The following is a 12,879-nucleotide window of genomic DNA, read 5'->3' as shown; positions in this document are numbered from 1 at the left end:
CTACGGTTTCAGCAGATCCCCACCGCCAACCGAGGAGACTCCCCATGCTCCGACGACACGCCCGCACGGCGTGTACCGTGCTGGCCGCCGCCGGTCTGGCACTGGCCGGCCTCCAGGCCGGTCCCGCCACCGCGGCCCCGCACGGCGAGGGCCGCGCCCCCACCGTCAGAACGGCGGCCGACGCCCTCGGCGCCGCCTCCGCACAGCCCGAACTCCTCCGCGCCATGCAGCGCGACCTCGGCCTCACCCGCGCCCAGGCCGAGAACCGCCTCGCCCACGAGGTCGAGGCCGGGGCCACGGCCGCCGGACTCCGCCTGGACCTGGGCGGCGCCTTCGCCGGCGCCTGGGTGGACGGTGCCGAGTCCGGCACCCTGACCGTGGCCACCACCCGCGCCGCCGACACCGCCGCGATCCGCGCCGCGGGCGCGCGCGCCCGGGTCGTGACGCACGGTCTGACCGCCCTGGAGCGGGCCAAGGAGGCCCTGGACCGGGCCGCCACCGCCGACGCGCCCGTCCGGTACGTCGACGTCCGCGCCAACGTCCTCGTCGTCGAGGAGGCGCGCGCCGGGGCCGGCGCGCGGCTCGTCGCCGCCACCGGCGTCCCCCGCGACCTGGTGAAGGTGGTCCGCACCGCCGAGGCGCCCCGCCCGCTGTACGACCTCCGGGGCGGCGACGCGTACTACATGAACGGCAGCGGGCGCTGCTCCGTCGGCTTCCCGATCACCAAGGGCACCACGCAGGGCTTCGCCACGGCCGGCCACTGCGGGCGCGCCGGGACCTCCACCAGCGGCTTCAACCAGGTCGCCCAGGGCAGCTTCCAGGCCTCGGTCTTCCCCGGCAACGACATGGCCTGGGTCGCCGCCAACACCAACTGGACCGCCACCCCGTACGTGAAGGGCGCGGGCGGCGCCAACGTCCAGGTGACCGGCTCGGTCCTCCAGCCCGTCGGCTCCTCCGTGTGCCGCTCCGGCTCGACCACCGGCTGGCACTGCGGCACCGTGCAGCAGCACAACACCAGCGTCACCTACCCGGAGGGCACCATCTCCGGCGTCACCCGCACGACGGTCTGCGCCGAGCCCGGCGACTCCGGCGGCTCGTACATCTCCGGCAGCCAGGCCCAGGGCGTGACCTCGGGCGGCTCCGGCAACTGCTCCAGCGGCGGCACGACCTTCTTCCAGCCGCTGAACCCGATCCTCCAGAACTACGGCCTGACCCTGAAGACCACCACCGACCCGGGCCCGGGTCCGGGACCCGGTCCCGGCCCCGAGCCGGAGCCGGGCGGCACCTGGGCGGCCGGCAAGGTCTACAAGGCCGGTGACACCGTCACCTACGGCGGCGCCACCTACCGCTGCCTCCAGGGCCACCAGGCCCAGACCGGCTGGGAGCCGTCCAACGTCCCGGCCCTGTGGCAGCGCGTTTGACGCGCGGTCCGTCCTCGCGGTGACCGGGGGTGCCGCGGCTCCGAGGGGGTGCCGCGGCACCCCCTCCCCGCGCGTCCGGGCCCGTCACTCCTCCGCGAGGCCGCCCCGGGCGATCACCTCCGCGTACCAGCGGGCGCTGTCCTTCAGCGTCCGCCGCTGCGTCGCGAAGTCCACGTGGACGATGCCGAACCGCTTGCTGTAGCCGTACGCCCACTCGAAGTTGTCCAGGAGCGACCACAGGAAGTAGCCCCGCACGTCCGCCCCGTCCGCGAGGGCCCGGTGCACCGCGGCCAGGTGCGCGTGCAGATAGGCCACCCGCTCCGGGTCCTTCACGTTCCCCGACGGGTCGGCGTAGTCGTCGTACGCCGCCCCGTTCTCCGTGATCACCAGCGGGACGCCCGGCAGTTCGTCCCGCAGCCGGGTCAGCAGCTCGTGCAGCCCGTCCGCGTCCACCGGCCAGTCCATGGCCGTGCGCGGCCCCGGCGCCGGCAGGAACCGCACGTGCCGCTCCGCGCCCGCCCACGGCGACGGCGACTCCGAGGAGCCCGCCGCGACCACGGACGGGGAGTAGTAGTTGATGCCGAGGGAGTCGATCGGCGCGGCCGCCGCCTCCAGGTCACCGTCCTGGACGAACGACCAGTCCGTGACCGACGCGGTGTCGCGGACCAGGTCCTCCGGGAGCCGCCCGTGGAAGACCGGGTCCAGGAAGATCCGGTTGCCGACGGCGTCGATCCGGCGGGCCGCGTCCAGGTCCCCGGGGGACTGCGTGAGGGCCCGTACGGCGTGCAGGTTGAGGGTCAGGGACACCTCGGCGGACCCGGGCAGCGCGCCGCGCAGCGCCCGCGCGCCCAGGCCGTGCGCCAGGTTGAGGTGGTGCGCGGCGCGCAGCGCGGCCAGGTCGTCGGTGCGGCCCGGCGCGTGCACGCCGTTGCCGTAGCCGAGGAAGGCGGCGCACCACGGCTCGTTGAGCGTGGTCCAGGTCGCCACCCGGTCGCCGAGCGCGTCCGCCATGATCCCGGCGTACTCGGCGAAGCGGTACGCGGTCTCCCGGTGCGGCCAGCCGCCCGCGTCCTCCAGCTCTTGCGGCAGGTCCCAGTGGTAGAGCGTCGCCACGGGCCGGATCCCGGCCTCCAGGAGGGAGTCGGCCAGGCGCCGGTAGAAGTCCAGGCCCTTGCGCACGGCCGGGCCGCGCCCGGTGGGCTGGACCCGGGGCCAGGCGATCGAGAAGCGGTAGTCCGTCACGCCGAGCCGGCGCATCAGGGCGACGTCCTCGTCGAGCCGGTGGTAGTGGTCGGCGGCGATGTCGCCGGTGTCGCCGTTGCGGACCTTGCCCGGTGTACGGCTGAAGGTGTCCCAGATGGACGGCGTGCGGCCGTCCTCGGCCGCCGCCCCCTCGATCTGGTAGGCGGCCGTGGCGGTGCCCCAGCGGAAGCCCTCGGGGAAGCGGAGCGTGGTCGTCGGGTCGGTGCGGGCGTCGAGAGCGGTCATGGGGTGGGAACTCCCTGGGGTGAGACTGGGGTGAGTCGTTCTGTGGGGAGGGGCGGGACGGGTACGGGTCAGCCCTTGACCGCGCCCTGCATGATGCCGCCGACGATCTGCCGGCCCAGCAGGCCGAAGACGAGCAGCACCGGCAGGGTGCCGAGCAGCGTGCCCGCCATGATCACGGACTGGTCGTGGACGTACCCGCCGCCGAGCTGGCGCAGGGCGACCTGGACGGTGGGCTCGGAGGAGGTCAGGGCGACGACGGGCCAGAAGAAGTCGTTCCACGAGGCCATGAAGGTCAGCAGGCCGAGCACGGCCATGCCGGGCCGGGCGATCGGCACGACAATCGACCAGAAGATCCTGGCGGTGGACGCGCCGTCGACGCGGGCCGCCTCGATCAGCTCGTCGGGCAGGGACTGCACCAGGTACTGGCGCATGAAGAACACCCCGAACGCGGAGACCAGGCCCGGCAGGATCACCGACTGGAGCTGGTTCACCCAGCCCAGTTCGGCGATCAGCATGAACAGCGGGATCACTCCGAGCTGCGGCGGGATCATCATGGTGCCGACGGTGACCGCGAGCAGCGCGCCCCGCCCCTTGAAGCGCAGCTTGGCGAAGGCGAAGCCGGCCAGGGTGCAGCACAGGACGGTGCCGAGGGTGATCGAGCCGGAGACGATCAGCGAGTTGAGCAGCGCCTTGCCGATGTCGGCCTCTTCGAGGACCGCCTCGAAGTTCTTGATCAGGTTGGGCCCCGGGAGCAGGGTCGGCGGGACCTTCGCCAGGTCGGCGTTGGAGCGGCTCGCGGCGACGATCGTCCAGTAGAACGGGAACGCCGAGAACAGCACGGCGACGATCAGGATCCCGTACGCGAGGGGGCCCGCGTGCAGGGTCCGGCCCGCGCGGGCGGCCCCCCGGCGCGGCGTCCGGCCGGGCTCCGGGGCGGGCGGGGCGACCGGGGGAGCGGCGGGCGCCACCGGGGCGATCGGCGCGGTCATCGGCCGGCCTCCTTGCGGGAACGGCGGCGCGCGACCAGGGCGTTGAGCCCGACCAGCACCACGATGAGCAGGAACATCACCCAGGCGATGGCCGCGGCCCGGCCCAGGTGGAAGAAGCCCCAGCCCTGCTCGTACATGTAGAGCCCGAGCGTCTGGTACTGGTGCGAGATGCCGCCCGAGATCGACCCTTCGAGCAGCAGCGGCTCGCCGAACAACTGGGTCGCGCCGATCGTGGAGACGATGACGGTGAAGAGGATGGTGGGCCGCAGTCCGGGCAGCGTGACGTGGAAGAACTGGCGCCACCGCGAGGCCCCGTCCATCGCGGCCGCCTCGTACAGCTCGTCCGGGATCGACTGCATGCCGGCCAGGTAGATCAGCGCGTTGTAGCCGGTCCAGCGCCAGACGACGACCGTCGAGACGGCGATCTGCGAGGCCGCCGTGCCGTTCTGCCAGTCGACGGGATCGACGCCGACGAGTCCGAGCGCGTAGTTGATCAGGCCGAAGTCCCGCCCGAAGAGCTGGGCGAAGACGAGGGTGGCGGCGGCGACCGAGGTCGCGTACGGCAGCAGGACCGCCGTGCGCAGGAAGGTGCGGCCGCGCATCCGGTAGTTCAGCAGGTGCGCCAGGCCGAGGGCCATGACCAACTGCGGCACGGTGGAGAGCACGCCGATGGTGAAGGTGTTGCGCAGTGAGGTCCAGAAGTACGCGTCACCGAAGAGCGCGGTGTAGTTGCCGAGCCCGCGCCACTCCATGTCGCCGGGGGTCTGGAGCTCCACCCGGTACAGCGAGACGAAGGCCGTGTAGATCAGCGGGAAGAGGCCGAAGGCGGCGAACAGGGTGAAGAACGGGGCGACGTAGGCGTACGGGGAGACCTTCTGCCAGGTCCGCCGGGCGGGTCCGGGCCGCCGGGGCGGCGCGGCCGGCTCCGGCCGGGCCTGCCGGGGACCGGCCGGTGTCTCGGGTGCGGTGAGGGTCACGGTGCGGCCCTTCGGTGTGGGGTCGGAGCGGGGGAGGCGGGGCGGACGGACCCCCTCGGTCACGCCGGGGGCGTCCGTCCGGCGGCACGGGTCAGCCGATGGTGTTCTCGACGCCCTTCTTGGCGTTCGACCAGGCCTTCTCGGGGGCGGTGCCCTTGCGCTCGACCTCGCTCAGCGCGTTGGTGATCTGCTGGGCGATGTTCTGGTCGTGGACGCCGAGGACCTGGACCGGGGCCTCCTTCGCCGCGTCACCGAAGATCTTGCCGATGGGGGCGTCCGAGAAGAAGGGGTCCTTCGCGTCGGCGACCTTCTCGATGGCGCCGGTGGCGGAGGGGAAGTTGCCCTGCTTCTGGAAGAGCTTGGTCTGCTGCTCGGGGGCGGTGAGCCACTTGATCAGCTCGTACGCCTCCTTCTTGTGCTTCGCGGCCTTCGGCACGGCCAGGTACGAGCCGCCCCAGTTGCCGGCGCCGCCGGGCAGCTCGGCCACGTCCCACTTGCCCTTGCCGGCCTCACCGGCCTGGCCCTTGATGTAGCCGAGCATCCAGGCGGGGCACGGCATGGTGGCGAAGGAGCCGGCGGAGAAGGCCTGGTTCCACTGCGGGGACCACTGGTCGAGCTTGGCGCTCAGACCGGCGTCCGCGGCCTGGACGGCGTGGTCCCAGGCGGAGCGCAGGGCGGGGTTCTGCTCCCAGATCAGCTTCCCGGAGGCGTCGTAGTAGCGCTCCTTCTCCTGGCCGATCATGATCGAGTAGAGGCTTCCGACGCTGTCGAGCCAGGCGCTCTTGGCGGGGGCCTTCGCCTTGTACTGCTTGCCGAGGTCCAGGTAGCCGTCCCAGGTGGCCCACTTCTTCGCGAGCTCCTCGCGGTCGGTGGGCAGCCCGGCCTGCTCGAAGAGGTCCGTGCGGTAGCACATGGCCTCCGGGCCGACGTCCGTGCCGAGGCCGAGGATCTCGCCGCCCCTGCCGGTGGCGGCGGCCCACTTGGCGGGGGCGAACTGGTCCTTCAGGGAGTCCGCGCCGTACTTCTTCAGGTCCTCGAACCGGTCGGCCTGCTGCTGGGCGACGGAGGCGATGCGGCCCACCTCGATGCCCTGCACGTCGGCGAGGCCGGCGCCGCCGGCGAGCCGGGTCTGGAGGGACTTCCAGTAGTCGGCCTCGTCCTCGGTGTCGGTCTGCTTGACGGTGACGCCCGGGTGGAGCTTCTCGTACTCCGCGTAGAGCCCGGCCTCCTTGTATCCGAAGGAGCCGAAGAGGTCGACGGTGATCGTGACCTTCCCTCCCGCGCTGTCCGAGGACGAGTCGTCCGTCGATCCGCCGCAGGCGGCGAGCAGGGCCCCGGCGAGCGTGACCGCACCCAGGCGGACGACGGCTCTCTTGGCGGCTCGGGCGATGGGCATGGGAAGCCTCCCTTGGCTCCGGAACGAGCGAGAGCGGTTGAGAGCGCTCTCAAGCGTGCGTGGGGAGCGTGCCCGTGCGGTGGTGCATCCGTCAAGGCTCGAAGGCGTAACGGACGAGAAGAGACCTCAACTCCCGCCCGTGTTCAACCTCTTGACACGCTCGTTTCCAGGGTTTTACGTTTCCGTCACTCTGAGAGCGCTCTCAGCCATTCTGGAGGCGGGACTTCCGGACTCCCGAACACGGGCCTCCCCGACCCCGCACCCCACCCGAGCCCCCGCCCCCGCACCTCCACCCGAGCACCGCTCCCGCATCCCCACCCGAGCCTCCGCCCCGGGCCCCGCGCCCCCGACCGCCACTCCCCGGGCAGACCCCGTCCGCCCGCTCCGAGCTCCATCCGTCCCGAGCTCCATCCCTCGCAGACGACATGAGGTGCCCCTTCATGCCATCCCCCCGCACCCGGCCCGCCGCGGCGCTGGTCCTGGTCTCCGCCCTCGCCGCCGTGGGCCTCGGCCCCGCCGCCGTCTCCGCGGCCGCGGCCACCGTCCCGGCGGGCGCCGGAAGCTACTCCGACACCCGCCCCGCCGGTACCTCGGGCCCCACCACCAACACCGGCGCCCCCGTCACCCCCAAGGTCACCGCCGCCGCCCAGGGCAAGCCCGTCCCCACCAACGACTGGTGGTCCTCCCTCGCCTTCCAGCGCTACGGCGACAACCCGTACTCCACCCCCATGTACGGCCACCCGCTCACCTACCAGGCCGTCTCCGGCGGCCTGGAGCTCGGCTACCCCACCAGCCCCGCGATCGTGGGCGACGGGCGCCAGTACGAGTTCGCCCACAAGCGCGACCTCACCCTCGGCCTCACCGGCCTCAACTCGCCCGACACCAAGGCCGACGCCTGGTCCGACTGGACCGTCACCCCCTACTGGTCCGACGGCGCCCGCACCCTGCGCACCACCATCGGCCACGGCCTGCCCTTCGTGTACGCCAGGGGCACCGGCGGCGACGCCCGGATCACCACCGCCCAGGCGCCCACGGTCTTCTCCGACCAGGGCAACGTCCTCGGCATCACCGTCGCCGGACACCACTACGCCCTCTTCTCGCCCACCGGCACCGACTGGAACGTCTCCGGCTCCACCATCACCGCGGGCCTCGGCGGCAAGGACTACTTCTCCGTCGCCGTCCTGCCCTCCACCGACGCGCTGGCCACCTACCGCAAGTACGCCTACAGCTTCGTCACCGGCTCCACGGTGAACTGGAGCTACGACGCCGGCACCGTCCGCGCCACCTACGGCCTCACCACCGAGGCCAGGGAGGGCACCGAGCGCGGCACCCTCCAGGCGCTCTACCGCCACCAGTGGCTGCACACCACGGACCCGCTGACCCCGTACACCTACGTCTCGCCCCGGGGCACCATGAAGGTCCGGGAGGCGGCCTCCTTCACCACCACCCAGAAGGCCGCCGCCACCCTCCCCGGCCTGCCCGGCAGCGGCGTCGACGCGACCCGTCTGCGCGGCTACCTCAACGAGGTCGCGAACTCCTCCGACCCCTTCTCCGGAGCCGTCGACACGTACTGGACCGGCAAGGCCCTCGGCAGGCTCGCCCAACTGGTGCCGCTCGCCGACCAGATCGGCGAGGGCGCGGTCCGCGACAAGCTCCTCGGCCTGATCAAGGGCCGCCTCCAGGAGTGGTTCACGGCCGGCGGCGCCAACGAGTTCTCGTACGACCAGGCATGGAAGACCCTCACCGGCTACCCGGCCTCCTACGGCAGCGACACCGAACTCAACGACCACCACTTCCACTACGGCTACTACGTGTACGCCGCCGCGATCGTCGCCCAGTACGACCCGAACTGGGCCGCCGACTCCGCCTGGGGCACCATGGTCAAGACCCTGGTCCGCGACACCGCCAACCCCAGCCGCACCGACGGCGCCTTCCCCTTCCTGCGCGGCTTCGACGTCTACGCCGGACACAGTTGGGCCAGCGGCCACCAGGGCTTCGCCGCCGGCAACAACCAGGAGTCGTCCTCCGAGTCGACCAACCTCAGCGCCGCCCTCGTCCTGTGGGGCTCGGCCACCGGAGACACCTCCCTGCGCGACCTCGGCACCTACCTCCTGACCACCGAGGCCGAGGCCGTCGCCCAGTACTGGTTCGACGCCGACCAGCAGGTCTTCCCCGGCTCCTTCCAGCACGACACCGTCGGCATGGTCTGGGGCAGCGGCGGTGCCTACTCCACCTGGTGGACCGCCAACCCGGAGGAGATCCACGGCATCAACGTCCTGCCCGTGACCAGCGGGAGCTCGCTCCAGCTCGGCGCGCGCAAGGACGCGATCCGGCGCAACATCGCCGAGCTGGAGCGCGAGAACGGCGGCCCCGCCGTCGAGTGGCGCGACATCCTCTGGGAGTTCCAGTCCCTCGCCGACCCCGCCGCCGCCAAGGCCAAGTGGGACGCGGGGAACGCCGGATACACCCCGGAGGCCGGCGAGTCCAGGGCCCACACCTACCACTGGATCACCGCGCTCGACGCGCTCGGCGCCCCGGACGCCACCGTCACCGGATCGATCCCCACCTCCGCCGTCTTCACCAAGGGCACCACGCGCACCTACGCGGCCCACAACTACGGCTCGACCGCCCGCACGGTCGCCTTCTCCGACGGCAAGTCCCTCTCCGTACCGGCGCGTTCCACCGCCGTCGGCAACGGCACGGCGGGACCCGGCCCCGACCCCGACCCGGAGCCGGGCACCGGCAACACCTTCCAGCTCCGCACCGGTGGCGCGCTCACCACGGCCACCGGCGCCACGGCGGGCGGCGACACCCTCGCCTCGGCACAGGGCGGCAACTACGACGGCACCCCGAACAAGCCGCTCGTCTACGTCGCCAGGAACGTCAACGGCACGCTCCGGGCGGGCGGTTCGACCGCCTTCCGGCTCCAGGTCGACGCCGGAACGTCGGTCGGCCTCGGCCAGCAGGCCCGGATCAGCTACGACCTGACCGGCGACGGCACCTTCGACCGCACGGAGACGTACCAGTACTTCGCGACGGACCCGGTGACGGGCTGGGAGGAGTACGCCCAGTCCCGGGGCCTGAAGTCCGCCACCGGCACGCTCGGCAACCTGCGGGGCGGGACGGTGCGCCTGGAGGTCTGGAGCGCCATTGGCAACGGCGACGCACGGCTCCAGACGGGCACGGACCGGTCCGTGGTCGTCATCCCGTACGACTGACCCCGTAGGAAAGCGCGGCAGCGGCGGGCCCGGGTGGACAGACCCGGGCCCGCCCTTCGTCTCCCCGCAGGACGTCAGGCGGAGGCGCGGCGGACCAGCGAGGTCGGGGTGACCACGGAGCCGGGGATCTCCGGCCCGGTCCCGTCGAGCAGCCGCATCAGCAGCTTCACCATCAGCCGGCCCATGCCCTCGATGTCCTGGTGCACGGTGGTCAGGGCGGGGGAGGTCCTGCCGACCACCGAGGCCATGTCGTCGAAGCCGACGACCGCCACGTCCTCCGGCACCCGCACTCCGCGCTCCCGCAGGGTGCGCAGCGCGCCCGACGCCATCAGGTCGTTGGCGACGAACACCCCGTCCACGTCCGGCCGCCGGTCGAGGAGCTCCGCCATGGCCCGCGCGCCGCTCTCCTCGGTGAAGTCGCCCGCGCACAGCAGCTCCGGATCGGCGTCGAGGAGGACGTCCCGGTAGCCGTGCAGCCGGTCGAGCGCCGACGTCTGGTCGGCGGGCCCGGAGATGTGGGCGACGGTCCGGCGCCCGAGGCCCACCAGGTGCCGCACCGCCTCCCGGGCGCCGCCCCGGTTGTCGCAGTCGACGAAGGGCACGGCGGGATCGGTGCCGGGGGCGGGCCGCCCGCCGACGACCACCGGGATCCTGGCCCCCTCGATCACGGCCGGCAGGGCGTCGTCGCTGTGCAGCGAGAACGCGAGCGCGCCGTCGACGTGGCCCCCGCCGAGATAACGGGCGATCCGCTCGTGGTCCCCCGGCCCCTCCACCCACAGCAGCACCAACTGCGAGTCGTGCGCCGTCAGTTCCCGGCTGATGCCGCGCACCTGCTGCTCGAAGAACGGGTCGGAGAAGATCCGGAACTCGGGCTCCGCGATGATCACGGCCACGGCGCCGTTGCGCCGGGTGACCAGGGTGCGGGCCGCGTGGTTGGGGACGTAACCGAGCTCCTCGACGGCCCTGCGCACCTTCTCGACCAGGGGGGCGCGCACGCCCGCGCCCCCGTTGACGACCCGGGAGGCCGTGGCGCGGGACACGCCGGCGCGCGCGGCGACCGCTTCCAGCGTGGGGCGGGGCCCCGTGGTCTGCTCGGGCAAGGCGGGCGCTCCTCGACTGCGTCGGCTGGGCGGCGTACCGGTCGTACGGGGTGCGCACGGGTACGGTGCGGGTTCTCGTCCGGCCCAGGATATCTGTAGCCCCCACCTTCTGAGAGCGCTCCCAAGAGGAACGTGTTCCCGCGGACACCGCATCCCGGAGACCTCGTCGGCTCCTCCCCGGGGTCCTCGTCAGGTGCTGCGGCATCGACTGCGTGGTCGTTCGCGTTCCGGCCGAACAGGGACCCCGGCGCGAGCGGCACCCGCACGTGACACGACACCGCCCCGCGTGCTCCTGGCACGCGGGGCGGTGTCGTACGCGTCGGTGGGTCAGCCGGCGGCCGGGACCTCGGTCCGGGCCGCGGGCTCCGCGTCGGCCGTCCGGGAGGCCAGGGCCTTCTGGGCGAGGTAGCCGAAGACCACGGCGAACACCACCCACAGCACGACCTGGACGCCGAGCGAGGCCACCCGGAACTCCCACAGCAGCTTGGCGGGGAAGCCCGCCTTGACCGCGTCGTCGTTCGCCGGCAGGACCGCGAAGGCGATGCCCGTCACGACGACGAAGCCGAAGCCGGCCGCCAGGCTCGCGTTCCAGTTGCCCAGGCGCGGCGCCAGACGGCGCCCGGCGATCACCGCGGCGACGCCGAGCAGCACGCTGAGCAGGATCATCAGGAAGAACAGGGTGGTGCGCTTCCCGATGGTGTCGGGGTTGCCGACGGCCGGCGGGGTCGCCGGGTACTTCAGGAACGGCACCAGGTAGACGGTGGTGAAGGCCGCGGCCGCGGTCAGCGCCGCGGTGGCCCGCGGACCGAAGCGGCCGATGCGGCCGAGCGCGAACGAGAAGGCGAGCGCGGCGATGCCGCCCAGCGCCACCCCGTAGACCAGGACACCGGTGGCCAGGCCGAAGGTGGACTGCACGGGACGGCTGACCACCTCCTCCTCTTCCTCCTCGGCCGCTCCGGCGCCGCCGTGGTCGCCGTGTCCGGCGTGGGCGGCCTCCTGGGCGGCCTGGGCCTCCTCCACGGCGATGGAGCCGTTCACGGAGGGCTCGCCGCCCACGTAGGCCACGGCGAAGGCGAACAGACCCGCGATCAGGCCCGCGAGCATGCCGCGGACCAGCAGGGTTCTCACAGTCGAGGCGTGCATGTGCTCGTCGCCTCTCAGTGGCACGGGAAGCCGAGCAGGTGGCGCCCGTCGTGCACCCACTCGTGCACGCCGGAGCCCGCGAAGAGGGAGGTGGCACCCTGCTCCGCGCCCACGAAGTACAGCGCGATCAGCGCGAGAAGGCCGACGAAGAAGGCCCAGGGCAGCACGGCCCGCACGGGCAGCGGAGCCGGTACGGCCACGGAAGGGGTGGAAACGGCAGCGGAGACGGCAGCCTCGGCCATGATGAAACCTCCTGCGGGAACGCGCGTCCCAAACGGTGGTGCAGGACGACGGTCCACGGGTCTGACTCGCCGCGGCCCCCCTTGCCCGGGGGAGCCTCGGCACACAGTGGCGCGACCGTGCCGGGTTCCCACCGGACTTCCGTCTCGCCGTCGTCACGCTGTTCAAATGTCGCCTGACGGTACCGCGTGACGTGGACATTGTTAAGGGCGTGAGGCCTGTATCACCTTCCGTGAGCCCCCGCGCGGAGCGCCCGCCTCCCCGTGGCCCGTACCGTACGGGGGACCGCCCCGCCGCCCCGTACCGGCGCCGACCGCGAAGGATCCCGATGACAGTCCGGCTGACGCTCGTCCCGCCCGCCACGAACGACGCCCTGCGCGAGGTCCGGTTCGACGACGACAGCCCCCTCGACCCGGCGGGGCTCGCCCGCGCCGAGGCCCTCGCGGCCGCCGTGGACCCCGCCGCGCGCGCGTACGCCTCGCCGTCCGCGCGCTGCCTCGGCACCGCGCGGGCCCTCGGCCTGCGGGCCGAACCGGTGACCGGGCTGGCCGGCTGCGCCATGGGCCGGTGGCGGGGGAGGACCCTGGAGGACGTCGCCGCCGGCGAGGAGGACGCGCTCGCCGTCTGGCTCTCCGACCCGGAGGCCGCGCCGCACGGCGGGGAGTCCCTCCGCGACCTGCGCGTCCGGGTCGGGGCCTGGCTCGACGCGCTCCAGGAGGGATCGGGGCGCGTCACGGCCGTCGTCGAACCCGACGTCGTCCGCGCCGCGACCGTCCACGCCCTCGGGGTGCCCGACGCGACGGCCCGGCGCCTGGACGTCCGCCCCCTGACGGCCGTTCACCTCAGCGGACGCGGCGGACGCTGGAACCTGCGCGTCGGCGAGCCGCTCACCGGCTGACACGGAGAG

General features: G+C 73.1%; 10 protein-coding genes and 1 riboswitch. Of the genes, 3 read left to right on the top strand and 7 right to left on the bottom strand.

Annotated elements, in window-relative coordinates; genetic code table 11:
* The first annotated feature begins 44 nt into the window (after positions 1–44).
* On the top strand, positions 45–1,421 hold the full coding sequence (locus ACFYNX_RS12935) for a carbohydrate-binding protein (protein ID WP_388660887.1): 1,377 nt from the start codon (positions 45–47) through the stop codon (positions 1,419–1,421).
* Positions 1,422–1,505: 84 nt separating this feature from the next.
* Here the strand turns inward: ACFYNX_RS12935 and ACFYNX_RS12930 are convergent, their stop codons facing one another.
* The 4 genes from ACFYNX_RS12930 to ACFYNX_RS12915 form a co-directional block, all read right to left on the bottom strand.
* Positions 1,506–2,909: a GH1 family beta-glucosidase gene (locus ACFYNX_RS12930; protein WP_388660884.1), complete on the bottom strand. Its 1,404-nt coding sequence runs from the start codon at positions 2,907–2,909 to the stop codon at positions 1,506–1,508.
* Positions 2,910–2,977: 68 nt separating this feature from the next.
* Positions 2,978–3,898: a carbohydrate ABC transporter permease gene (locus ACFYNX_RS12925; protein ID WP_365543322.1), complete on the bottom strand. Its 921-nt coding sequence runs from the start codon at positions 3,896–3,898 to the stop codon at positions 2,978–2,980.
* Positions 3,895–4,875 carry a carbohydrate ABC transporter permease gene (locus ACFYNX_RS12920; protein ID WP_388660881.1) on the bottom strand — a complete coding sequence of 327 codons (981 nt, stop codon included), beginning with the start codon at positions 4,873–4,875 and terminating at the stop codon, positions 3,895–3,897. The genes ACFYNX_RS12925 and ACFYNX_RS12920 overlap by 4 nt, the downstream gene beginning before the upstream one ends.
* 91 nt (positions 4,876–4,966) lie before the next feature.
* Positions 4,967–6,271 carry an ABC transporter substrate-binding protein gene (locus ACFYNX_RS12915; RefSeq protein ID WP_388660877.1) on the bottom strand — a complete coding sequence of 435 codons (1,305 nt, stop codon included), beginning with the start codon at positions 6,269–6,271 and terminating at the stop codon, positions 4,967–4,969.
* A gap of 440 nt (positions 6,272–6,711) precedes the next feature.
* On the opposite strand from ACFYNX_RS12915, the gene ACFYNX_RS12910 reads away from it, so the two are divergent.
* The gene (locus ACFYNX_RS12910; protein ID WP_388660874.1) at positions 6,712–9,489 is read left to right on the top strand and encodes a glycosyl hydrolase; all 2,778 of its coding nucleotides are present in this window, start codon (positions 6,712–6,714) and stop codon (positions 9,487–9,489) included.
* 74 nt (positions 9,490–9,563) lie between these two features.
* On the opposite strand, the gene ACFYNX_RS12905 is transcribed toward ACFYNX_RS12910, so the two are convergent.
* The 3 genes from ACFYNX_RS12905 to ACFYNX_RS12895 all read right to left on the bottom strand — a co-directional run bounded on the left by ACFYNX_RS12905 (position 9,564) and on the right by ACFYNX_RS12895 (position 11,974).
* The gene (locus ACFYNX_RS12905; protein ID WP_388660871.1) at positions 9,564–10,589 is read right to left on the bottom strand and encodes a LacI family DNA-binding transcriptional regulator; all 1,026 of its coding nucleotides are present in this window, start codon (positions 10,587–10,589) and stop codon (positions 9,564–9,566) included.
* Positions 10,590–10,916: 327 nt separating this feature from the next.
* Positions 10,917–11,732: a CbtA family protein gene (locus ACFYNX_RS12900; RefSeq protein ID WP_388660868.1), complete on the bottom strand. Its 816-nt coding sequence runs from the start codon at positions 11,730–11,732 to the stop codon at positions 10,917–10,919.
* A gap of 14 nt (positions 11,733–11,746) precedes the next feature.
* Complete coding sequence (locus ACFYNX_RS12895) at positions 11,747–11,974, bottom strand: CbtB-domain containing protein (RefSeq protein WP_125660172.1); 228 nt, start codon at positions 11,972–11,974, stop codon at positions 11,747–11,749.
* A 59-nt stretch (positions 11,975–12,033) separates the two neighbouring features.
* A riboswitch (cobalamin riboswitch) is annotated at positions 12,034–12,115 on the bottom strand.
* A 185-nt stretch (positions 12,116–12,300) separates the two neighbouring features.
* On the opposite strand from ACFYNX_RS12895, the gene ACFYNX_RS12890 reads away from it, so the two are divergent.
* Positions 12,301–12,870 (top strand): histidine phosphatase family protein, encoded by a 570-nt coding sequence (locus tag ACFYNX_RS12890; protein WP_388660865.1) that lies wholly within the window; start codon positions 12,301–12,303, stop codon positions 12,868–12,870.
* The last annotated feature ends 9 nt before the right edge of the window (positions 12,871–12,879 follow it).

It is taken from the genome of Streptomyces sp. NPDC007872 (assembly GCF_042868165.1).
Taxonomy (GTDB): Bacteria; Actinomycetota; Actinomycetes; order Streptomycetales; family Streptomycetaceae; genus Streptomyces.
Note: the sequence above shows the minus strand (reverse complement) of the source record. Positions and strands in the feature narration are given on the sequence as shown.